Raw genomic sequence first — 22,427 nt, 5'->3', positions numbered from 1 at the left:
CGGCGCTGTCTAGAAAACTCCTCGTTTTAGCTGGCTTTGGCAGAGCCTTTTAAAACCCCCTCGACAGCTCCGACGAGTTGATCGAGATGATGCGATTGATTTGATAATTCTACGGAGGCCGCTGCAGTTTCCTCTGAAGAAGCCGCATTGTTTTGCGTGACTTTGTCCAAATCCTGCAAGGCGCGTGAAATCTGCTCGATACCGGTGGTTTGTTCCTGGCTTGCGGTTGCGATTTCATTGTTCAACGCTGAAACTTTCTGGGCTTCCCGCACAATGGTTTCTAAGGACTGACCGCTTTTAATTGCGAAGTCATAGCTCTGATCCACCTGATGAACACTTTGAGTGATCAATGAAGAGATTTCTTTGGCGGAAGCTGCTGATTTTTGCGCCAGTTGGCGGACGGCTTCCGCGACAACGGCGAAGCCCCGGCCATTTTCACCGGCACGGGCGGCCTCCACAGAGGCATTCAGAGCCAAAAGGTTGGTCTGGAAGGCGATGTCATCAATCACGCCGGTAATCTCCTCTACTTTTTTCGCGGTGGAGGAAACATCTTTCATGGATTGGATCAGAGTGCGCATTTGTTCTTCACCGGTTTCGGCAGCCTTCATCGCCACCAGTGACAGATCTTTGGCGCTTTGGGCATTGCCGGTGTTTAGTTTCACCATGCTGCTAAGCTCTTCGATAGAGGCGGAGGTTTCTTCCAAGGCCGCCGCGGCTTGTGTCGAAGCGGAGCTCAGACTTTGCGATGCATCCGAGATCTCAGTGCTTGTTGATGACAGGTGAGAGCTGGAGGACTTGATTGAGTCCACGGCCTGATGAAGATGTGACAAAGGTTTTTTCAGGATCAGCCAGGCAATAAGAATGCTTGCGAATAAACCCAGCGCTGAGAGCAGCAGAATTTTGTTGGTGGAAGCTTCGCTGACTGCATCGGTGCTGGCCAGACTGCTGGTGATGGCAAAGACACCGTGCAGGCGTCCATCAGCCCAGCTTTCCATTTTGTGTCCCAGAATGTCGTTGCCATTTCCAAAGGGGCTTTGGCTGGGGTTGCCGTGACAAAGCAGGCAGCCTTGCTGTTCGGAAAGGCGGACGGGGCGATAGACGACGATGGCCGATTCCTGAGTGTCGACAATTTCCTTCAGTGCAGGATCTTTGAGGAAGCGATTGTAGATTTCCATTTCCACAGTGCTGGCCATGTTGGCTTCACGACGGGGTTCCGGAGAAAACACCCGGAACTGATAGCCGCTGCGTTCGGCCTGTTCCTGGCCGACTTTGATGGAGGCAAAAATTGGAACACGGCGAAGAATATTCTGTTTGATATCTTTGGGAATATTGCCATCCGGATATTTACTGCGGATGGATTCAATATATTCGGGAAGTCCGCCTTGAGAGGCCACATAGTCCCGCGTGCCTTCCAGTTGATCCAGAATCGCGCGGCTTTTGTCAGCCAGATTTTTCTCTCCTTGATCATGAACTTCGTTTCGAGATACCTGCGTGGCGGTGACTACGGCCAGTGCGGCGGCCAGGGTGACAATTCCCAGAATTTTTGTGATGAGCTTCACGTACAACCTCCAGTTGTACGTTCAGGATACGAGCAGATTGTTGCCACAAAGATGATGGCAATCATAAAACAGGAACTATTATTTTGGCGTGATGATTCGTTCTGAGACGAATGTCAGTTAACTCACAATCCAGTTCATTACGATTACCGACAAGGCTCCGGCGACGAAGTGTTTTTGAAGAAGATATCGCATTTGTGTCTCTTTCATTTTTGCGAAAATCTCTTCCAGAGTCACACTGATCATCGCGCCTCCGGCAAAGGCCAGAATGTAGGGAAGGGATGATGATGTGATGGAGGTGAAAACTCCTCCCAGTGTGCCGCCAAGAACTTCCATGACACCCGTTAGGACGGCTCCAAAGAAGGACACTTTGCGGGACATGCCAATGGAAAGGAACGCAGCAGCTGTCGCCAGGCCTTCCGGGAAGTTTTGAAAGACGATGGCGCCAACCACGGTCCAGCCGTTGGCTTGAGAGATAGAGTCAGCGCTCAGCGCAGCTCCCGAAGCTAAACCTTCAGGGAGATTGTGCAGCATCATGGCCGTTACGAAGAGCCAGGCTCGTCGGTGAACCGACCATTCGGAGGGCGACACTCTATGGATCAGATGACTGAGACCATAGATGGAAGCCACACCGAGCGCCAGGGCAAGAGACACCCCGAAGGCACTGTGGGAACTGGAATAGGCAGGACCAATAAGATTGAAGGCAGCCGCAGCCAGCATCATCCCAATTGCGAAATCCAGATTCAGACTGCGCCAAGGATTCCAGCCCGTGGTTTTCTCTTTCAGGATCGGAAGGGCTCCCAACATGGTTGAAAGCCCTGTGATTCCGCCTGCAAGTAAACCCATCAATGCACTGCCCATGTTCAACTCCTTTGATGGTCCCTCATTACGATCTGTGACTGCGAATCATCCACGCGGCTTTTTCATGGAAGCCGATCAAGTCTTCGTACAGCGTTACCGCACTGGTTTCTTCCGCATCTTCAGCGGTTTCCAAGCGTGATTTTAGTGCGATGGCCATGTTCGTATGGTCCTGACTTAGGGTTTCAATCATTTGATTGGCATTCAGTCGGTCCGGAGCCTCTTGGATAGAAGAAAGTTCCTTGAACTCCTTGAAGCTGCCTGGAGCTTTGGTTTTCAAAGCACGCAGAACCTCAGCGGTGCGATCCACGAAATCCGCCAGTTGGTTGTACTGTTCTTCAAACAGCTTGTGCAGAGAGAAGAATAGCGGGCCTTCCACGTTCCAGTGGAAGTTTTGGGTTTTTAATTGCAGTAAATATTCTTCCGCCAGCGATTTTTTCAAAGTTTCGACAACGGAATCGGTATTGGCTTCAACAGCTTTCAAATTGCTGACAGATTTGCTTTCGCCGATAGAATGTGAAGATTGTGATCTCATAATATCCTCCTTGCGAGTTGCTCTTGCCTGATAACAGGATAGTTTCGCAGGGGATATTTGAACAGTTCTCTTTTTCTATGGGGTATATAGATAAAAACTATAGCCTGTCCATAGACATAGATGAAAACTATTTGAGATAGCCTAGGGGGTTATCTACCTTCAGAAGGTTTTTAGTCTTGGTTACAGACACACCTTCGGGCAGATTTCTCTTTATGTTTTCAATAAGGGCTTTCAGTAAAGCTTTCCTTTGAAAGTGAGGTCCGTGAATCAGACTGACTTCGCGGGTGGGAACTGGCTCGGAGAAAGGTCGCAGACGTTTTTTGTCCTGGACATCCATCGCGGCCAGCCACGGAAGCAGGGTGAAGCTTTCCCCCTGATCCACCAGTTTCTTCAGCGTTTCCAAGCTGCCACTTTCAAAGGTGAAATTGCGGTCCGCAGGCAGGGCCGCTTTTTTATTGCGGCACAGAGAAAGGCTTTGTTCGCGGAAACAGTGCCCTTCATTCAATAACAGGACATCGTCAGAAGACAGGTCTTTTTCATCCACGTATTTTTGCGCCAGCAGGGAATGTCCCTTGGACAGATAGACGTTGAAGGGTTCATAGAACAAGACATGATTGGCAATATTCAAATCATCAATCGGCGTGACGACGATGCCCAGATCCAGACTGTGATTGCGGATTTTTTCAACCATCACCTCGGTTTGCAGTTCCTCGAAGGTCAGATGCAGTTCGCTGTGAGCTTCCTTGACGCGCTTGAGGAAAAGAGGCAGCAGATAGGGCGCCAGTGTCGGGATGATTCCGATGCGCAGTTCTCCGCGCAGGGAACCTTTGGCATCATCGACGATTTCCTTGATGTGTTGAGAGCCTTTGACGACCAGGCGGGCTTGTTGCAAAACTTCCTCGCCCACAGATGTTGCCCGAATGGGTTGTTTCGTTCGGTCAAACAAGATAACACCCAACTCATCTTCCAACTTTTGAATCTGCATGCTTAATGTGGGTTGAGTGACAAAACATTGGCGGGCAGCGTGGCTGAAGCTGCCTGTGTCGGCGACGGCAAGAATATATTCGAGTTGAGTCAGTGTCATGATACAAGCTTGCCGTTCCGTGAAAAAGCTTGCAAGCTTAATCATGGGCAACTCTTTAGAGTACTATCAAAAGAGCGTTTTGCTGAAGGCACTTCCTCTGTCAGAGAAAGTGGTTGAAGCCTTTTATCAACATCCCCGCCATCTGTTTGTGCCAGAATACACATTGGAAGAAGCTTATGCGGATCATCCTTTGGTTCTGTACAATCAGCCCCCTTTTACATCAACAATTTCGCAACCCAGTTTCGTGTTGCGTATTCTGGATCTGTTGAAGTTGGCAGAAGGCCAGAAGGTCTTCGAACTGGGAACGGGCAGTGGGTGGAATACGGCTATGATGGCTTTTCTGGTAGGGCCCACGGGGCGTGTGGTTTCCGTTGAAGTCATTCCTGAGCTAGCGCAAAGAGCCGCAGAAATTTTGCAGCTTCGGGAACTGACGAATGTGATCGTCCGGGCGGGAGATGGCTTTGAAGGAGCTCCGGATAAAGCTCCGTTTGATCGCGTGATATTCACCGCCGGGTCGCACGAGTTTCCCTTCAGAGTTTTTACACAGTTAAAAGAAGACGGGTGGATGGTTTTTGTGCGTAAAACGCCCGGCATACACGATACGCTGGAACTCATTCATAAACTGAATGGGCAGCCTCATGTGGTGACTTCAGTGCCTTGTTCTTTTGTCTCTGTGGTCCGCCAGAAAGGGGGGCTTGATTCAAAGGATTCCCATCCCTGAACCAAGCCTTGGTGAGTGAGCAGGGACTCTCTCAGCCTGTATAATCGTCTTTGGGTTTTCGATCTTTCGGATTGGGGTTTTTGGGTTTAAGCTCCATCACCCTTTCCGGTTTTTCTTTTTCTGGCGCCACTGGTTTTTCCTCGGGTTCATCATAAAGATGATAGTGCGAGGCGATTTCTTCAAATCGCTCGCTGGCCTCTTCGATCGCCATGCCGACCTTGCGTTCCAGCAGGTCGACAATGGATTGAGCGTCCCCCTTGGTGTTTTCCAGGTCGTGCTCTGAGAGCTCACGCCATCTTTGCATGAGCTCCCGTTTTAGTTCCTGCCAGCGTGGGCCGTTGAGGTCTGATGCCATAGGCACCTCCTTACTCGGTTTCAATGACCAGATCAATACGACGGTTCTGAGCGCGGCCATGTTGAGTGCTATTGTCACTGACAGGCTCGGCATCGCCTCGTCCGATCGCCTCCACTTTATCGACAGAAATAGTGCCGCGAGAGACCAGATAGTTTTCTACAGCCTGCGCACGTTTTTCAGATAGCAGTTGATTGGCAGCCGGATTGCCGGTGCTGTCTGTGTGTCCTTCGATAATGATTTTGGATGGAGTGACTCCCGGTAGTGCAGATTCAACCTTATTCAGAAGAGCCTGATTCTTCGGACCCAGCGTGGACTGGGCACTTGGGAATTGCAGCCCTTTCAGGCGTACCATCAGCTTGCCATTTTCGGTGAAGACTTCAGCCTCGTTGGGCTTTAGTTGACTGCGCAGAACCTGGGCCCGGTTTAGCAGAGCTTGTTGTTTTTCCAGTTCCATACGGCGGCGCTCGGCTTCGGTTTGCACCTGTTGCAGTTCCTGTTCGGTGGAGGAATATTCGCTGCGCAGATTCGAGATTTGCCGCTGTTGACGCTCGGCCATCAGCACCAGGTCTTCCGAATTCCCGGCATTTACTTTGCGAGTGACATCCATCAGATGCTGCGATTCGCGGGTGGCATCCTGAGAAGCGCGAGCAATGGCGTTGGTGTTGCGGGGATCGGCCATGATCATCTTTTCTGCGTTCTCATACTTCATCAGAGCCATGCTGTAAGATTTAGGGGCGTTCTTATCTGCACCATCTTTTTTAGCCACATCAAGATTGTCTTTGGCTGTGCCCAGATAAGCCTGGCTGACCGACATGCGCTCCAGTTCACGATAGCGTTTCACGATATCTTCACCGCGCTTGTCAGACGGCTTCAGGTTGCCTTTCTCTGCCGCGTGGGTGATTTTTTCCAGTTCTTTGCCATTCTTATCCCATTCTTTCGGGAAGAATTTTGGAGCCCCGGCCTTCATGGCACCTTCGCGGGCATCTGTGATATCACTACCCACGGACATCTTGGCGATCTCAGCCTTGGCATTGGCTTGTTCCAGCCAAGCTCGAGAGTAAGAGACCTGCTCCAGAATATCTTCGTTGGATTTGTTTTTTTCTTTCTTCTCCTTGGCTTTCTGCAAGGCTTTGGAGGCGTCAGTGAAGTTTTCCGGTGACAAGACATCGACCTGCTTGCTGCGGGCGTCGTTCAGCATCATCTCGGTTTTTTCAATTTCGGTGGTGGGGTTGGCTGTGGATGAAATGGATTGTACATTTGGTGGAGTGCTTGCGCAGCCTGCGACTACACCCGCCAGAGCCAACGATGCAATAATCTTCTGAGTCCGGAAAACCATAAACTCCTCCTTCGTCGCAAAAACGAAAATATTATTATTTATCGTCTTTCAACGCTAATCCCGGGCTGCGAAAGCAGACAAGGAAAACAGAAGGATGTGTTTGTTTTGGTGTGACTTAACAGGAAAGGGGCAAGAGATCTCTATCGAGGGCGAGGCTAGCCTCGTGTCCCTCGACAGGAAAAGAAATAAATTAGAACGCGTAACCCAGACGAACCATGGCGTGAGGCAGAACCATTTTACCGGCTTTATCGGCCAGATCTTCCGCATCCTGGCGGGCCTTGATATATTCAGGATCATTCAGCACCGTCGTGTTGGTCGTACCATCTTCAATCTCTGTTTTGTTGGACAGAGGAATCTGCGCGCCCAGTTCCACACCGAAATTCAAACCTGAATTGAATTGCCAGAACCAGCCCACTTTTGGAGTAACGTAAGTGCTGGATATTTTAACTTCCGGCTCGGCTTTTTCTGCGCCGACAGTCAGAGTTTTCTTGGCAGAGACACCTTGAGATCCCAAGGCTGCCGCCAGATAGAAAGAGCCCGCAGTCGGGTGATAGCGTCCGGCCACTTCCAGATTGCCGATGCTGAATTCTTCCTTGTCGTTTTCCTCATCTTTGGGTTTGTAACCGCCGCCGCCGATTTCAACAGCCACGGACCAGGTTTGAGATTGATCCAGATATTCGATACCACCGGAAAGCACATGGGGAATCCCCAGGCCACCGTAAACACCCCACAAGCTGCGCGGCCATTCTGTTTTGCCGGGTTCTGCAGATTCTTCCTGAGTCGCCGGAGCTTCCGCAGAAATAGGTGTGGGCTTTTCAGCGGGTACAGTTTCAGTACCTTGTGCAAAAGCAGTTGTTGTTGAAAGAAGGACGGAAAGAATTGCGATGTGTGTGGATTTTGTCATAACCCACATTTTGAGATAAAGCGGATTTAGTTTCAATGCAAAAACATAAAGCTCGCCAGCGAGTACAGTCCAGCCGTTATCAGAACCAGACCTGCGATTCGCTGCTGCTTCAGACCCGCATGTTGGATCCCTTTACGCACCATCATCGGGACGGCACTCAAGGCAGGAAGCCCACCCAGCCAGAACAAAGCCAAAGTCAAAGCACCAGCCCAGGGGCTTTGCGTGGCAATAGCAGCCGTGACGTATGTGTAAAGCCAGCCACAAGGCAAAAGAGCTGTCAGCAACCCGACGACAAAGCCGGATTTGCCAATATGGAAGGCTTGCAGACGTTTGATGATTCCCAAGAGAGAGTGAGCGCCTTTCCAAGCAGCTATTTTTTGGCGGAAAGAGGCTGGGGCCACGAGATTGGCCCCGGAAAGAATCAGGACCAAAGCCAAAAGGACCGCAGAAACCCAGCGCAGCAAGATGAAGTCACTGTTCAAAAAAAACTGTCCCAAGCTGCCAGCCAAAGTGCCGAGCAGAACATACGAGATCAAACGGCCCAGATGGTAACTCAACAGACTTTGGCGGGCGCTCATCAAGGTGGCCACCGGACCGCACATACCTGCGCAGTGCCAGCTGCCGAAAAAACTTGAAGAAAGAATGCCCAAGGCCAAAATCACCGAAGAGGTCATTGAGCTTTCGGTCCAACTAAAATCAGTTCACGTTTTGTTTTGAATTCTTCGAGAGCCAGTTCATCTTGCACCAGCACCTCTGTTTTGATCTGGCCATTGCCGGGCATAACATCAGGTGGAATTCTGACAAAGAAGTACCACTCTCGGGATTCTCCGGGTGCCAAGTTGATCGGGTTTTCCGCCACTTGCAATGTGATGCCTTTGTCCAGGATTTCCTGCGGCAGAGTCAGGATATAGCGCGCTCGCAAAGCGCCCTGATTTTGAATATGCAGGCGGAATTGATTTAACAGAGCTTCGTGGCCACCCACATTTTTAACATACGAATACGGAAGGCCCGCGCCTCTGAGGACGGCAATATGCACCGGTTCGCGGGTTGAAATGGCATAAGCCAGGCCGCCGATCAGTCCGGTGATAGCCAGAATATAAAGAATAGATCGAGGTTTTTTTAAAGAGATCTTGCTGCCATCCAAGGTGTCATAGCGAATAAGGCCTTTGGGCTTTTTCACTTTTTCCATGATTTCATCGCAGGCGTCCACGCAAGCGGTGCAGGCAATGCATTCCATTTGCAGACCATTGCGAATATCGATGCCGGTCGGGCAGACTTGCACGCAGCGATTGCAGGCGACGCAATCGCCCACTTTTTCACCAGCCGGGGCAGTGCCTTTGCGCGGTTCGCCGCGTTTGACGTCATACACGACCGCCAGGGATTTGGAATCCAGCAGGACGGATTGAATACGTCCATACGGGCACATGATCACACAGAATTGTTCGCGGAACCAGCCAAAATCAAACAGGATTACAGCGGTAAAGAATAGAACCAGAATAAAATAGGTCATGTGCTCAGAAGGCGAGCCTTGAGTCATGGCCAGAAGATCTTTGGCGCCAACAAAATAAGCAATAAAGCTGTGAGCGATCAAAGAGGAAACTACAAAGAATAAGAACCACTTCAGTCCCACTTTGCGGAATTTGGTGAAGGTCATCGGACCATCACGCAGTTGGCGGCGTTGAATATAACTTCCTTCAACCCATTGTTCGATACGGCGATAAACGGCATCAATAAAAACAGTTTGGGGGCAGGCCCAACCGCACCACACGCGGCCCCAGATGGAAGTGACAAAGGCCAGTCCCAGGGTCAAAGTGCCCAGAATAAAAAATAACAGAGGAGCATCATGGGATTTAAACAGAATTCCAAACAGAGCAAATTCACGTTTGGGAATGTCGATCAGAATAGTCTGGTGCCCATTCAAGGTTGTCCAGGGCAGGATCAGGAAAATGATCAGCAGAATGATCTGGGTCCAAGTCCGGTGCTTTCGGTAGAATCCCCGCACTTCTGCGGGGATGATATTGATGTGATCGCCGTGAACGTCAACACTTGTCAGTTTGCTTGGATCCAGACCTGCCATAAAATCACTCTACAGCCTCTCCTTGGGGTTCTTTTGCACCCGCGGGATTACTGCCTTTCTTAGATAGAATAAATGCACTTACGGCATAGATCTCGTCTTTTTTCATCACAGGACCCCAAGGCGGCATGCCTTTTTCTGGAACCCCATCACGAATAACTTTTACGATATCCATGCGTGTCGCTTTACCGTGTAACCAATATTTATCTGTCAGATTAGGACCGATCAAGCCTTGAAGCTCCGGACCGTGACAAGAGGCACATTTGGCCATGTACTGATCCGCTCCCAAAGCCACCAGACCGTCCTTTTCGAAGGCGGCTTGCAAAGATTCCTCAGTTTCCATCGGAGTTGTTGCAGAGGCAGAGGCTTGAGTCTTCTCGATTTCCTGCATAGCCACTTTGAGCTCATCCTGCAACGTTGGTCCGCCACCCAATTCATAGTGAATATAATAGAGGAACGCAAAGATGATGGTCAGGAAGAAGGTCCACAGCCACCAGGTTGGCATGGGATTATCGTGTTCGATAATCCCGTCGTATTCGTGGAATTTGTCCTTGTTGTCGCTGCTCATTTTATTCTCCATCCTTCAATGGAATTTGTTCCATGTGAGAGTAAATTTCCTTGCTCGATTTGCGGTAAACCCAGAATAGGACGCCGACAAAGAACAGGAAGAAAATCAATAGTCCCATCGCCGTTAAGTGCGTGTCTGTGAAATACTTCAAAGCTTCCTGTTTCATTGTACTTTTCCTTTCTGTCCCAGCGACTGAAGGTAAGCGATCAACGCAACGATCTCTTTATCAGCAAGACCCTTCGGAGCGCCATTGGATTCCAGGTCGGCAGCAATTTGCTGCGCCTGTTTTTGCGCGTGAATATCAGCGTTGGCGATCACGTCTTCGTCATAAGGAACATCCAGCTTTTTCATGACAGACATTTTCTTGCGCAGAACCAGGAAGTCGGTTTTCTTCTCGGCCAGCCAAGGATAGTTTGGCATGATACTTTTTGGAGTCACAGCGCGTGGATCAATCATGTGGCTATAGTGCCATAGATTTGGATACTTTTTCCCCAGACGGGAAAGATCCGGACCTGTACGTTTGGAGCCCCATTGGAAAGGACGATCATACATGGATTCTTCCACAGTGGATGCCGGTCCATAGCGCATAACTTCCGCAGCAATCGGGCGAATCTGTTGTGAGTGGCAGACGTAACAGCCTTCCTTCACGTAGATATCACGACCTGCTAGTTCCAGTGGAGTGTACGGATCTATGATATTATTCGGATTCACATATTTATGCAGGGACAGAGTCGGGTAGATCTCAATCACAGATCCCACAGCAATTGCCAGGAATGCCAGAACAGAGAACGTGAACCCCATACCTTCCAGTTTACGGTGAGTTTCTTTGGTCACTTCGTTGAAGCCAGTGCGCTGAACTTCGGCAGAAGAGTCTTCCTGATTTTGTGGAGCCAGCTTGATGGTTTTGAAGATGTTGTAACACATCATGATGAAACCAATCAGGAACAACAGACCACCCAAGGCACGAACCCAGTACAGTGGTACGATGCGAACGACAGTTTCGATAAAGTCAGGGTAAGCCAAAGCGCCCTCTTTATCGACAGCCAGCCACATCAAGCCTTGAGTGATACCCGCTACAACCATAGAGATGTAGTAAAGAAGCACACCGGTCAAAGCCAGCCAGAAGTGATTTTCCAAAAGCTTCTTGGAATAAAGCTCGGTTCTCCACAAGCGCGGAACTAGATAGTAAATCATACCGAAGGACAGCATTCCGTTCCAACCCAGGGCGCCAGAGTGAACGTGGCCCACGATCCAGTCCGTGTAGTGACCCAAGGCGGATACAGATTTGATGGACAGAAGTGGTCCTTCGAAAGTGGACATACCATAGAAGGTCAAGGCCGCCACGAAGAACTTGATCAGAGGCTCAGTTCTTAGCAAGTGCCAAGAGCCTTTCAAAGTCAAAAGACCATTGATCATACCACCCCAGGAAGGCGCCCATAGCATGACAGAGAAAACCATGCCCAGTGTTTGCGCCCATTCAGGAAGGGAAGTGTAAAGCAAGTGGTGCGGACCCGCCCAGATATAGATGAATACCAAGGCCCAGAAATGCACGATACTTAGACGGTAAGAATAAACCGGACGGTTCGCCGCTTTTGGTACGTAGTAGTACATCAAGCCCAGGAACGGAGTTGTCAGGAAGAACGCCACGGCATTGTGACCGTACCACCATTGAACCAAGGCATCCTGAATACCTGCATACACAGGATAGGACTGGAACAAGGTCACCGGAATCTCAATAGAGTTCACAATGTGCAGTGTTGCGACTGTGATAATCGTGGAAATATAGAACCAGATCGCCACATACATGTGTTTTTCGCGGCGCTGTTTGATAGTTCCGAAGAAGTTCACAGCAAAGACAACCCAGATCAGGGTGATAGCGATATCAATCGGCCATTCCAGCTCTGCGTATTCTTTGGACTGGGAATAACCCAGAGGCAGGGTGATGGCTGCAGACACAATGATCAACTGCCAGCCCCAGAAGTGGATGCGTGACAAAAGATCCGAGAACATACGGGTTTTCAGCAGGCGCTGAGATGAATGATAGATCCCGGCGAAGATGGCATTCCCCGCAAAGGCAAAGATCGCCGCATTGGTGTGCAGCGGACGAAGTCGTCCAAAGGTAATCCATTCCAGATTCGCATTGATCGGCCAGTAAGCCAGCTGCAATGCCGCCACCAAACCAAACAGGAAGGCCGCAGCCGCCCAGATCATTGTCGCGAGGGTGAATTTTTTGACGATATCGTCATCGTAATAAATTTTTTCGATGAGATTCCCAGTTGTGTTCACGATTTTTTCCTTTCGTTTTCTTCACTTAAAATTCGGTGTGCAGGTGTCTCAAGGTCATCAAATTGACCTTTGGAGGTGGCCCAGAGGAAGGCGGAGACAAAGCCAACCCCCAAAAGCAAGGCCATCGGGATCATAAGCAGGATGATATTCATCGCAAACCCCACAGAGATGACAGAATGATGATGATCGAACTGATAGGCATAAGAATGGCCGCCATCATCGGATTGATGAATCCAGTCAACGCCAGGATTCCGCCGATAGAATTATAGATCAAGGAAATAGACAGATTGCGGATCAGCACCTGACGTGTCTGATGAGCCAGATTGAACAGGTCAAACAGAGGAGCCAGGCCACCACGAGTGAAATAGACATCAGCACTGTTCAGGCTCAGATCCACACTGCCTTTGACGGCAATACCCACGTCCGCAGCCTGCAGGCTTAAAGAGTCATTGGCACCATCGCCAATCATGCAGGTGTCCTTGTAAAGCGCCAGAATCTCTTTTTTATCTTCAGGGAAAAGTTCACCGTGAGCATTATCGCGGGAAATGCCGCAGGCCAAAGCCGCCTGGTGCACCCGGGATTTTTTATCGCCGGAAAGAAGATGACAGTGATAACCCTGTTTTTGCAAACGGGTCACTGCGGACGGGGAGGCCTCGCGTAAAGCGTCCAGGAAGTAAAGGCGACAAAGACTTTTGCCATCTTCCAGAACTTCAATCGCGGTTTCGTCTTCATGAGTGCTTTCGGAAAGGTGACGGATTTCGTAGTTCTTGCCATCAATACGGCCGCGCACACCGTGACCCAGGATCTCTTGAATGGATTCAACTTTGTCCGGGCGTTGCGCTGACGGCCAGGCGTGGCGCAGGGCAAAGGCGATCGGATGATAAGACGCGGCCTCCAGACTCAGGATGATGCCTTGAGTGCGTGAGGAAATCACGGGAGGTTCCGAGTGGGACAGGCTGAGACTGCCCTCAGTCAGTGTGCCGGTTTTATCAAAGAAGATGTTTTTTACTTTCAGGATGCGCTCCAAAGTGGTGGCGTCTTTCAGCAGCACACCATTTTTTTGCGCTTTCTTCAATGCCAGACCGAAAGTCAGTGGCGAACCAAATGCCAAAGCACACGGGCAGGCCAAAACGATCAACGCCAAGGAGCGGTTGAAGGCCTCGGTGGTGTTCACGTTCATATAAATAAGGAAGAACAGAATCGCGATAGAGAAGACCACCATGATCAGTTTTTGCGCCAGCTTGTCTGTCAGCGCAATGAACTGACTTTTTTGCAGGGCGCCCTGATCCAGCTGCGCAAACAGCAGACCCAGTTTGCTTTGTGCGAAGGATCTTTCCACGCGCACCAGAACATTGTGATCCAGGCTGCGTGTCCCGGCGAACAGAATCATGCCTGAAGAAAAGACCTTGGGCAGGGATTCGCCGTTAAACAGGGACATGTCCAAGGTGGCCTGGTCTGAAATCAACTCGCAGTCCGCCGGCAAAGTTTGGTTTTGATGAATTTTCAGGACGTCGCCGGTTTTGACGGAGCTCCAGGGAATAGTTTCAGATTCTTCGCCGTTCAGACGCAAATATTTTTCTGTCTGGAAGAACGACTTCATGCGAGACGGAGACAGATAGTTCTGCTGCACACGCTTTAGCAGATAGCGGGCGGAAAGAATAAAGAATATGAAGCTGGCAGTGCTGTCATAATAGATAGCGCCATCATCGCGGATCAGATTGTAAGTGGAAAGAGCAAAGCCAGACAGCATTGCAATCGCAATCGGCAGATCGACATTGATGACTTTGTATTTTAAAGAATTCCAGGCACCACGATAAAATGGTACCGCCGAGAAAAACAGAATCGGCAGGAAGAGCGCAAAACTGATCCAGTTGAAAACAGTAGCCCAAGTTCCCGCCAGGCCCGCATAAACCGGGATAACAAAAAGCATGGTGTTGCCGGCGCAGAAGCCGGCCACAGCGATTCGCATCAGGAAGGCGCGGTTTTCTTTTTTATAGCGCTCGGCCAGGTTGTCCTGGGCCGCCAAAGGTGTGGGTTTATAGCCGAGTTCGGCAATCACGTGGGCCGCTTGCGCCAAAGAAGCATCGGGGGCCAGTTGAACCGCGACAGTGGACTGCCCAAAATTCACGCGGGCGTTGGCGATGCCTTCATAAAACTGAGGCAGCTTTTCCAACAGATGGACACAGGAAGAGCAGTGCAGGCCCTCAGCAAAGAACAGATAATTGAAGTCTTCCTGCTGGGGGTGCAGATATAAACGACGGAACTCATCTTTATCCAGATAGCCGTAGGTGTTTTCCTGCTCGCTCAAAACAGGCAAAGGACGAACCTGCTGGTCCAGGATCTCACAAGCGTTGCAGCAGTAGCGTGCCTCTTGAGTCGAGGTGCCACAGTACGCACATACCTGTAAGGATTTAGGGTCCATAATAGCTCCGTTTATACAGAAAATATGCCCCCGCTCTTTGCGGGTGAATATGATCGGCATCATGTCCCCACAAAAAAGCACTTATAAAGACCTTTGCCAAGGCCTTTGGGTGCCATAAAATGTTGCAATAGTTCGGCTTGACCCGTTTTTTCAGGGAATCCGAGCGGAAATTCCATTTCTACAATCTTCCTAGTGTATAGAGCATTCGTATGAATCATCATTGATTCTGATCAACTTTGGCAGGTTTTTATTAAAACAAACAAATAATGGTGGACCAAGTCATGCGGAAAAATGCATAATTTTGCAGGCTATTGATGGCCGTCATGTTTTTAAATGTGGAAGTTGTTGAATATGAAGTTGCGAAAGCATTCATCAAGGAGAGAAAAGATGAAATACTGGAACTACAAGAGACTAATGCTACTGGCGACGATAGCTATGCTGCCGCCGGGCATGGCGATGGCGGATTCAATCAAGGGTGAAGAGGTCGCAGTGCTGACTGATGCGCCCAATGTACCACCACAAATCACTCGTAAACACGCAACGAAAGTGATTGTTAATCTGGAAACAAAAGAAGTTAAAAAGCGTTTGGCGGATGGTGTTGATTACACTTTCTGGACTTTCGGGGGCAGCGTTCCTGGTAAGTTCATCCGTATCCGCGAAGGGGATCAGGTGGAATTCCATCTGCACAATCACCCTTCCAGCAAACTGCCGCACAATATTGACCTTCATGCTGTGACTGGTCAAGGTGGGGGCGCGGAAGGCTCCTTCACAGCTCCGGGACACAGTTCGACTTTCAACTTCAAGGCGTTGAACCCGGGCTTGTATGTTTACCACTGTGCGACAGCGCCAGTAGGGATGCATATTGCCAACGGGATGTACGGTTTGATTTTGGTGGAACCTAAAGAAGGTCTGCCGAAAGTGGATCGCGAATTCTATGTATTCCAAAGTGAGTTCTACACTAAGGGTAAATACGGTGCTCCAGGCTTGCAACCATTCAGCATGACAAAAGCAGTTGAAGAAAACGCAGACTATGTGGTCTTCAACGGCAGTGTCGGCTCTTTGGTTGGCGACAATGCGATGAAAGCCAAAACTGGTGAAACAGTTCGTATGTTTGTTGGTAACGGCGGACCGAACCTGGTGTCTTCATTCCACGTGATCGGTGAGATCTTTGATAAGGTCTACGTTGAAGGTGGAAAACTTATCAATAACAACGTGCAGACAACACTGGTTCCTGCTGGTGGATCTGCGATTGTGGAATTCAAGCTGGATACTACTGGGACATTCATCCTGGTTGACCACTCCATCTTCCGTGCCTTCAATAAGGGTGCGATTGGTATGCTGAAAGTGGAAGGCAAGGAAGACCACGAAGTATATTCCGGTAAAACTAAAGACGGTATCTATCTGCCTGAAGGCGGTGTGATCCAGGAGATCGGTGCTGAAGCTCCGAAGCAGATACCAGCCAAGACATTGGAACAGAAGCTTGCTGGTGGTAAGCGCATCTACGAATCCTCTTGCTTCGCATGTCACCAAAGCGATGGTAAAGGATTGCCCGGCGCATTCCCTCCGCTGGCAAAATCAGACTTCCTGAACAACAAGGACAAGTCCATTTCTGCAGTGATCCATGGTTTGGAAGGTCCGATCAAAGTTAACGGCAAAGAGTTCAACTCCATCATGCCAGCTCAGATTCTGTCTGATGAAGATGCGGCGAACGTGCTGACTTATGTTTACAGCATGTGGGGTAACTCCAAAAAGGTTGTGACTCCAGAAGACGTTAAAGCAGTTCGCGCTGCTGGTAAGAAGTAGGACTTAAGGAAAGTACAAAGGAGAAGTGAAATGGGCGGTCTAATAAGGTGTTTACTTTTGGCGGCCGTCCTTTGCACCGAACCAACATGGGCGGCCCAGGATATTCTGGTTCCTGCCGGCGAGTTTAAGATGCCGGCAAAACTGAACCAGAAGAATCTGAAGGTCGCCTCCTTTTATATCGACAGTCATCCTGTTACGAACGCTGAATTCCTGGAGTTTGTCCGTCAGAATCCGGAATGGCAAAAATCCAAAGTAAAAAAATTATTCGCTGACAAAAGCTATCTGAATTACTGGGTCTCGGACCTGAAGTTTGGCGATAAAGTTATGGCGGCCTCACCGGTGGTGCGGGTCAGCTGGTTTGCCGCGCGCGAATACTGCGCCTGGAAAGGTCAACGACTGCCTTCCACAAATGAGTGGGAATATGTCGCATTAAGACCCATCAATAACGAAACTGAGATCAAGACCTTGATTTTGGAATGGTATGGGCGTGGGGCCGAGTGGCCTTTGAACAATGTTAACAAAAGCAGTCCTAACAATCTGGGCGTGCATGACATGCACGGATTGATCTGGGAATGGGTGGAGGATTTCAACACTTCACTGGTGACTGGGGAATCCCGCGCAGATGGCGGTCTGGATAAGGATCTGTTCTGCGGTGCTGGAGCCTCGGGAGCTGCGGATCCAGCCGATTACGCAGCATTTATGAGATTTGCATTTAGAAGCAGTTTGCAAGCCAAATACACAGTGCAGAATCTGGGCTTTCGCTGCGCTAAGAATCGCTAAGAATAAGGAGTAGATATGAAGTCTTTTAAAGTTTCCTCGATCATTGCAATGGCAGCCTGTGCGGCTGTGGTTTCGCAGGCAGGAGCGAAAGAAGATCACCATCAGCATCATGCGGCACCGGCGGCCAAAAAGGCTGAAACGGCCCCGTTGAGTGATGAATCGATTTATAATTTAAATTCGGTCCTGTTGGATGCCGAAGGGAAAACTATCAAGCTGGAAAAGCTGCGTGGCAAGCCCGTGGTGATCTCCATGGCCTATACTAGTTGTGCCTATACATGTCCGATGATTCTGGCGCAAATGCAACAGGTGGAAAAGAAGCTGGCTGAAATGGGCAAGAAAGATGTGCGGTTTGTTCTGGTCAGCTTTGATCCGGAAAAGGATACGCCAGAAGTTTTAAAGGCCTATGCCAAAAAAAGAAACCTGAGCAGTCAGTGGGACCTGTTGACTGCAAAGTCTGACAAGGTGCCTCGTGAAATTGCCAGTGTTTTGGGAATCAAGTACAGCAAGGTTGAAGGTGGGGACTATGATCACTCCTACATAATCACCGTACTTGATGCCGAAGGTGTGCCGAGCGGTCGTCAGGTCGGTGCAAGCGGAGACCCGAAAGATTTGATAAAGTTCATCCCTTGATCTGGATCAAGGCCAAAGGGGATTGTTTTTCATAAAGTGGTTTCAAACAACAGGAGGAACTTTTCATGAAAGAGTTCGTTATTGAAGCCCAGAAAATCGATCCCCGGAACCGGCATTCTTTTATTTTTGAGAGCTTTGACAATCTTGAAGGCGGGGACAGCATTGTTATTGTAAACAACCATGACCCCATTCCATTGCTGCGCCAGTTTGGCGAATCCCGTCCGAATCAGTTCGTGGACGAGTATTTGGAAAAGGGCCCGCAAGTGTGGAAGCTGCGCCTGACCAAAAAGAAAAAAGAAGGTTGCTGCGGTTTTTGCGAATAACGGAACAATCTGGGAAAGAGAGAACACAGTTCTCTCTTTTTTTATTTCTGATGCCTGTCAGGGCAGAATGCGTTCACACAGAATGAAAAGACACTGGTCTTCCTTGGCAATATGCTGCCTGAGCAGTTTTTCATAGTCGCGACTGAGTCGCTCGAAGGCATCCGGAAAGTCCGTCTGATATTTGGGAAAAGAAAGCAGTTTGAGTGCTTCGGCAATTTCATGTCCAAGGACGTGTTCATCCATGGGAAGACTCAGCGGATTTTGCGGGGTCAGCCAGTCGAAGCTCGCATAGGGGCGCGGCCTCGGGAATCCTTTTGTGTAAAGTCGACAAAGATATTCGCGAGAGGCCTGTTGGGGATTCAGATCCAATTCCAGTCCCCGGAAATAGGTGCATAAGGGGCCTCCCTGACAAAGCAGGGGGTTCTGGGAAACCGCAGGGAAAAGCTCTTGCTCTTCCAAGGGGTGATGAACCTCTTCAACGAAGTGAATGATGTCCAGAATGCTGACCTTTTCATCAAACATTTTCAGGATTTGCTGATGTTCCTCGCGCAATTTTTTTAGAAGGTCTTTCACCTTGCACCTCCGTAAGAGCTTGTCGATCCAGAATTTCGATGTGCCGGCCTTCAGTTCGTATCCAACCACTTTTGGTCCATTGACTTAAAATGCGTATCACTGTCTCGCTTTGGCTGCCAACGCGATCGGCAATATCCGCCCGGGTCAGAGGGATCTGAATGTAGGTTTGATCAGGGCCCTGCCGATCCAGCAGGCGCAACAAAAAATCCGCGATGCGCAAGGGGGCCAGCTTGTGAGATTTGCAGACATCGTTCTGAAACTCCAGAAAACGTTCTGAGATCTGACGGCTGACGCGGCGGCGCAGATCCGGGATCTGCATCAGAGTATCGAAGAAAAAGCCCACCGGGATCTTAAGCAAAGTTCCCTCCTCGTTGGAGATTGCGGAGGTGGGGTATCGAGGATTGGGCAGCCCCGCCATTGCGACCCCCAGAAACTCGTCCCGGCTCAGGAAATTGAAGATTTTGATCGTGTCGCGATCAATGGTTTCTTGAATTTTAAATGAGCCATACAGGACCAGATAAATATGCTCAATAGGCTGCCCTTTTTCGAAAAGAACCTGACGGGTCATGGTGTGCACCAGTTCGAAATAGGGAGAAATTTCACGCAGATCCCGTTCGCTGAATTTGCGAAGGAAATCCTGTTTTTTGAGTATATTGACGATGTTCGACATAGTGACCTCATAGCCAGAATGCCCGGGGAAATTTGCGGCTGATATGATCGGGATCAAAAAAAGGTGTTTTTAATAGGGGATTCTTGATTTGGATCAAAGAAGCTTCCTCAGTTGGATGTTAACTAACTGATAAAGACTACTTACAGGTCGGGAGCATCATGTTAACAAAATCACAGGCAAAAAACTTTTTCGTGATCGGAACGGTTCTCTGTTCGGCAGCCTTTGTGTTGCTGACCATTGATACCTTCAAACGCATTCCAAAACAAACCAATCAGGCGGAAATGACCCCTGACGTGATTCGTGGCAAGCATCTTTTTGATCGCAATAACTGCATGGGTTGTCACACCATTCTGGGTGAAGGTGCCTATTATGCACCTGAACTGACGAAGGTGTGGGAAAGACGCGGCGAGATCTTTATTAAGGCCATGCTGCGGGACCCACAGGCGATGTATCCCAATGATCGCCAGATGACGAACTATCACTTCAGCGATGAAGAGATCAATGACCTGACCGCTTTTTTAAAATGGATCGGCACAATGGATCTTAACGGCTTCCCGCCGAAACCAGATCTAGTCAAGCCGGTCAGTGCGACGGATGTTCATTTGGCGACCAGTCAGCCCGCGATTTATGGTCAGGTATGCGTGGCATGTCACACCATGAATGGCACAGGTGGAACGGTTGGTCCGGCTTTGGACGGTATCGGAAATCGTCGTGACAGTGAGTTTTTGACCGGCTGGTTGAAAGATCCATTCGCGCTTAAGAGCGATTCAAAAATGCCAAAGCTGCCATTAACGGATGAACAGATCCAGGAATTGGTTGCATATCTTTCCCAGGTGAAGTGAGGACATCATGAAATATCAAACACAAAGAATATCATACTGGTTTTTTGCCACTTGCATGCTGCTGTTTACCCTGCAGTTGATTTATGGTTTTATCATGGGCTTTGCGCACATGGGGATGGATGGCTTGCATGACATCATTCCATTCAATGCGGCCCGGGCGACGCACACCAATCTTTTGGTGGTGTGGTTACTGACAGGATTTATGGGCGCCGCCTATTACATAATCCCTGAAGAAACCGAACGCGAATTGATTTTCCCGAAGTTGGCCTATGTTCAATTAGGTGCACTGGTTACCGTGGGAGTCGTGGCGATTATTGGTTTCCACATGAATTGGTGGGAAGGGCGCAAGTTCCTGGAAATCCCTCGTCCGTTGGATTATCTGGTGGTGATTGACGTTCTGCTGTTCATCTTCCTGATTGGCGGCACCATCTGGAAAGGCCGCCGTTATACTACAACAAGTATCGTGTTGTTCCTGGGGCTTTTGATGGCGGCATTATTGTATTTGCCGGGCATGATCAATACGGATCACCAGACAATGGATTCTTACTGGCGCTGGTGGGTCGTGCATCTTTGGGTTGAAGGTGTGTGGGAACTTATCATGGGTGCGATCATGTCCTTCCTGTTGATTAAAATGACAGGTGTGGATCGTGAGATCATTGAAAAATGGCTTTATATCATCGTCGGTTTCACATTCCTTTCTGGTATCCTGGGAACAGGACATCACTACTACTACATCGGCACACCACGCTACTGGTTGTTGGTGGGCGGTCTGTTCGGTGCTTTAGAGCCGCTGGCCTTCTTGGGGTTTGCGATCTATGCCGTAGTGATGGCACGTAAGGGTGGCAAAAATCCGGAAAACAAGATGGCGATGGCCTGGACGATGGCAACGGCTATCCTGTCCTTCGTCGGCGCCGGGTTCTTGGGCTTTGCACATACACTCCCGCAAGTGAATATCTGGACACACGGAACTCTGGTGACAGCAATGCACGGTCACATGGCCTTCTGGGGTGCCTATGCGTGTCTGGTGTTGGCTTTGATCGCGTATGCGATGCCTAAGTTGACGGGCCGTAATCTGCAGGATTCCCCGATGAATGTTTTTGCCTTCTGGACATCCAATATCGGCATGACCGCGATGACTGTGGCATTTGGTATTGCGGGAATTGCGCAGGTGTATCTGGAAAGAAAAATGGGAATGGACTTCCTGGCAGTGCAAAAAGAAGTGGAAGTGCACTTCCTGGGCTTGGTTCTGGCGGCATCGCTGTTCTCGCTTGGAATTGGTGCCTATGTTTGGAACTTCATCCGTTTCGGAAAACCTGTGGGTGAGGTGAAGTAATGAGCACCTACTATCGGGAGGTCGCCAATGAAGTCGACGTCTTTACCAAGTGCTTTGAACAACAACTGCCGCTTCTGATTAAAGGGCCGACAGGGTGTGGGAAAAGTCAGCTGGTGTCCTATATGGCTGAAAAGCTGGGACGTCCTTTGGTGAAGGTGGCCTGCAATGAAGACACTAGCAGTGCGGATCTTTTGGGGCGTTTCCTGATCAAGGGTTCTGAAACTGTGTGGCAGGATGGTCCGGTCACACGGGCGGTCCGTGAAGGTGCCATCTTGTATCTGGACGAAGTCGCCGAAGCGCGCGAAGACGTGATCGTGGCCTTGCATCCGTTAACGGATCATCGCCGCGAACTTTATGTCGATCGCACGAATGAGGAGCTGATGGCGCCACCGGGTTTCATGTGTGTGGCCAGTTTTAATCCCGGCTACCAAAGAGGTTTCAAGGAACTTAAACCTTCAACACGGCAAAGATTTGTAACAATAAGCCTGTCTTATCCGGCAGCAGAGTTGGAGACTGAGATTCTGCATCGGGTGACCGAAGTTGATCTAAAAACCTGTCAGCGTCTGGTTGAAGTGGGAAATAAGATCCGCGGGCAAAGACATCTGGAGTTGAAAGAGACCGTATCAACCAGACTTCTGGTTCATGCCGCGCGTCTGTTCAAGTCCGGGTTGCCTTTGCGGCAGGCTTGTCTTTTTGGTGTAGGGCAGTGTCTTTCTGATGACAATCAAGTGCAGGAAGGACTGCGAGATTTAATTCATCTGAGTTTGTAAAGCT

The 22,427-nt window shown here is 49.6% G+C and carries 24 protein-coding genes; 8 read left to right on the top strand and 16 right to left on the bottom strand.

Annotated features, from left to right (window positions below; all coding sequences use genetic code 11):
• Window positions 1-26 precede the first annotated feature (26 nt).
• The 4 genes from ACES2G_RS11810 to ACES2G_RS11795 all read right to left on the bottom strand — a co-directional run bounded on the left by ACES2G_RS11810 (window position 27) and on the right by ACES2G_RS11795 (window position 4,078).
• Window positions 27-1,559: a methyl-accepting chemotaxis protein gene (locus ACES2G_RS11810; RefSeq protein ID WP_374000250.1), complete on the bottom strand. Its 1,533-nt coding sequence runs from the start codon at window positions 1,557-1,559 to the stop codon at window positions 27-29.
• Between the two features lie 117 nt (window positions 1,560-1,676).
• Complete coding sequence (locus ACES2G_RS11805; RefSeq protein ID WP_347359344.1) at window positions 1,677-2,417, bottom strand: ZIP family metal transporter; 741 nt, start codon at window positions 2,415-2,417, stop codon at window positions 1,677-1,679.
• Between the two features lie 25 nt (window positions 2,418-2,442).
• A complete protein-coding gene (locus tag ACES2G_RS11800; protein ID WP_347359345.1) occupies window positions 2,443-2,949 on the bottom strand; it encodes a DNA starvation/stationary phase protection protein in 507 nt (168 codons plus the stop codon).
• Window positions 2,950-3,076: 127 nt separating this feature from the next.
• Window positions 3,077-4,078 carry a hydrogen peroxide-inducible genes activator gene (locus tag ACES2G_RS11795; RefSeq protein ID WP_347359346.1) on the bottom strand — a complete coding sequence of 334 codons (1,002 nt, stop codon included), beginning with the start codon at window positions 4,076-4,078 and terminating at the stop codon, window positions 3,077-3,079.
• On the opposite strand from ACES2G_RS11795, the gene ACES2G_RS11790 reads away from it, so the two are divergent.
• Entirely contained in the window at window positions 4,077-4,754 is a 678-nt protein-coding gene (locus ACES2G_RS11790; protein ID WP_374000249.1) for a protein-L-isoaspartate O-methyltransferase, read from the top strand. The two genes, ACES2G_RS11795 and ACES2G_RS11790, sit on opposite strands and share 2 nt — an antisense overlap.
• A 31-nt stretch (window positions 4,755-4,785) precedes the next feature.
• Here ACES2G_RS11790 and ACES2G_RS11785 read toward each other — a convergent pair whose 3' ends face one another.
• The 10 genes from ACES2G_RS11785 to ACES2G_RS11740 all read right to left on the bottom strand — a co-directional run bounded on the left by ACES2G_RS11785 (window position 4,786) and on the right by ACES2G_RS11740 (window position 14,762).
• A complete protein-coding gene (locus ACES2G_RS11785) occupies window positions 4,786-5,109 on the bottom strand; it encodes a transcriptional regulator (RefSeq protein WP_347359348.1) in 324 nt (107 codons plus the stop codon).
• Window positions 5,110-5,119: 10 nt separating this feature from the next.
• Window positions 5,120-6,445 carry an OmpA family protein gene (locus ACES2G_RS11780; RefSeq protein WP_374000248.1) on the bottom strand — a complete coding sequence of 442 codons (1,326 nt, stop codon included), beginning with the start codon at window positions 6,443-6,445 and terminating at the stop codon, window positions 5,120-5,122.
• 190 nt (window positions 6,446-6,635) lie between these two features.
• Complete coding sequence (locus ACES2G_RS11775; RefSeq protein WP_374000247.1) at window positions 6,636-7,349, bottom strand: hypothetical protein; 714 nt, start codon at window positions 7,347-7,349, stop codon at window positions 6,636-6,638.
• Between the two features lie 32 nt (window positions 7,350-7,381).
• Window positions 7,382-8,023, bottom strand: a complete 642-nt coding sequence (locus tag ACES2G_RS11770; protein ID WP_374000246.1) for a sulfite exporter TauE/SafE family protein — start codon at window positions 8,021-8,023, stop codon at window positions 7,382-7,384.
• Window positions 8,020-9,426, bottom strand: coding sequence for a cytochrome c oxidase accessory protein CcoG (ccoG, locus tag ACES2G_RS11765; protein ID WP_374000245.1), 1,407 nt, complete (start codon window positions 9,424-9,426; stop codon window positions 8,020-8,022). The genes ACES2G_RS11770 and ccoG overlap by 4 nt, the downstream gene beginning before the upstream one ends.
• A 4-nt stretch (window positions 9,427-9,430) precedes the next feature.
• Window positions 9,431-9,991, bottom strand: coding sequence for a cbb3-type cytochrome c oxidase N-terminal domain-containing protein (locus ACES2G_RS11760; RefSeq protein WP_347358683.1), 561 nt, complete (start codon window positions 9,989-9,991; stop codon window positions 9,431-9,433).
• Between the two features lies 1 nt (window position 9,992).
• Window positions 9,993-10,157 carry a CcoQ/FixQ family Cbb3-type cytochrome c oxidase assembly chaperone gene (locus ACES2G_RS11755; RefSeq protein ID WP_347358684.1) on the bottom strand — a complete coding sequence of 55 codons (165 nt, stop codon included), beginning with the start codon at window positions 10,155-10,157 and terminating at the stop codon, window positions 9,993-9,995.
• Window positions 10,154-12,277, bottom strand: coding sequence for a cytochrome-c oxidase, cbb3-type subunit I (ccoN, locus tag ACES2G_RS11750; protein ID WP_347358685.1), 2,124 nt, complete (start codon window positions 12,275-12,277; stop codon window positions 10,154-10,156). The genes ACES2G_RS11755 and ccoN overlap by 4 nt, the downstream gene beginning before the upstream one ends.
• Window positions 12,274-12,429, bottom strand: coding sequence for a cbb3-type cytochrome oxidase assembly protein CcoS (gene ccoS / locus ACES2G_RS11745; protein ID WP_347358686.1), 156 nt, complete (start codon window positions 12,427-12,429; stop codon window positions 12,274-12,276). Before ccoS ends, ccoN begins: the two co-directional genes overlap by 4 nt.
• Window positions 12,426-14,762, bottom strand: a complete 2,337-nt coding sequence (locus tag ACES2G_RS11740) for a heavy metal translocating P-type ATPase (protein WP_374000243.1) — start codon at window positions 14,760-14,762, stop codon at window positions 12,426-12,428. Before ACES2G_RS11740 ends, ccoS begins: the two co-directional genes overlap by 4 nt.
• 324 nt (window positions 14,763-15,086) lie before the next feature.
• Between ACES2G_RS11740 and nirK the strand changes: the two genes are divergently transcribed.
• The 4 genes from nirK (at window position 15,087) to ACES2G_RS11720 (ending at window position 18,235) form a co-directional block, all read left to right on the top strand.
• On the top strand, window positions 15,087-16,502 hold the full coding sequence (gene nirK / locus ACES2G_RS11735; RefSeq protein ID WP_347358688.1) for a copper-containing nitrite reductase: 1,416 nt from the start codon (window positions 15,087-15,089) through the stop codon (window positions 16,500-16,502).
• A 30-nt stretch (window positions 16,503-16,532) separates the two neighbouring features.
• Window positions 16,533-17,282: a formylglycine-generating enzyme family protein gene (locus tag ACES2G_RS11730; protein WP_374000242.1), complete on the top strand. Its 750-nt coding sequence runs from the start codon at window positions 16,533-16,535 to the stop codon at window positions 17,280-17,282.
• A gap of 15 nt (window positions 17,283-17,297) precedes the next feature.
• Window positions 17,298-17,912, top strand: a complete 615-nt coding sequence (locus ACES2G_RS11725) for an SCO family protein (protein WP_374000241.1) — start codon at window positions 17,298-17,300, stop codon at window positions 17,910-17,912.
• Between the two features lie 65 nt (window positions 17,913-17,977).
• Window positions 17,978-18,235, top strand: a complete 258-nt coding sequence (locus ACES2G_RS11720; RefSeq protein WP_347358691.1) for a DUF2249 domain-containing protein — start codon at window positions 17,978-17,980, stop codon at window positions 18,233-18,235.
• 57 nt (window positions 18,236-18,292) lie between these two features.
• Here the strand turns inward: ACES2G_RS11720 and ACES2G_RS11715 are convergent, their stop codons facing one another.
• On the bottom strand, window positions 18,293-18,808 hold the full coding sequence (locus tag ACES2G_RS11715) for a hypothetical protein (protein WP_347358692.1): 516 nt from the start codon (window positions 18,806-18,808) through the stop codon (window positions 18,293-18,295).
• Window positions 18,750-19,478: a Crp/Fnr family transcriptional regulator gene (locus ACES2G_RS11710; protein WP_347358693.1), complete on the bottom strand. Its 729-nt coding sequence runs from the start codon at window positions 19,476-19,478 to the stop codon at window positions 18,750-18,752. Before ACES2G_RS11710 ends, ACES2G_RS11715 begins: the two co-directional genes overlap by 59 nt.
• A 158-nt stretch (window positions 19,479-19,636) precedes the next feature.
• On the opposite strand from ACES2G_RS11710, the gene ACES2G_RS11705 reads away from it, so the two are divergent.
• From ACES2G_RS11705 to ACES2G_RS11695, 3 genes are read left to right on the top strand one after another with little or no spacing between them, the layout of a single operon-like run.
• Window positions 19,637-20,320: a c-type cytochrome gene (locus ACES2G_RS11705; protein ID WP_347358694.1), complete on the top strand. Its 684-nt coding sequence runs from the start codon at window positions 19,637-19,639 to the stop codon at window positions 20,318-20,320.
• A gap of 7 nt (window positions 20,321-20,327) precedes the next feature.
• On the top strand, window positions 20,328-21,653 hold the full coding sequence (locus ACES2G_RS11700; RefSeq protein ID WP_374000240.1) for a cbb3-type cytochrome c oxidase subunit I: 1,326 nt from the start codon (window positions 20,328-20,330) through the stop codon (window positions 21,651-21,653).
• On the top strand, window positions 21,653-22,423 hold the full coding sequence (locus tag ACES2G_RS11695) for a CbbQ/NirQ/NorQ/GpvN family protein (protein WP_347358696.1): 771 nt from the start codon (window positions 21,653-21,655) through the stop codon (window positions 22,421-22,423). Before ACES2G_RS11700 ends, ACES2G_RS11695 begins: the two co-directional genes overlap by 1 nt.
• Window positions 22,424-22,427 lie beyond the last annotated feature (4 nt).

Source organism: Bdellovibrio bacteriovorus, assembly GCF_041888015.1.
GTDB lineage: Bacteria > Bdellovibrionota > Bdellovibrionia > Bdellovibrionales > Bdellovibrionaceae > Bdellovibrio.
Note: the sequence above shows the minus strand (reverse complement) of the source record. Positions and strands in the feature narration are given on the sequence as shown.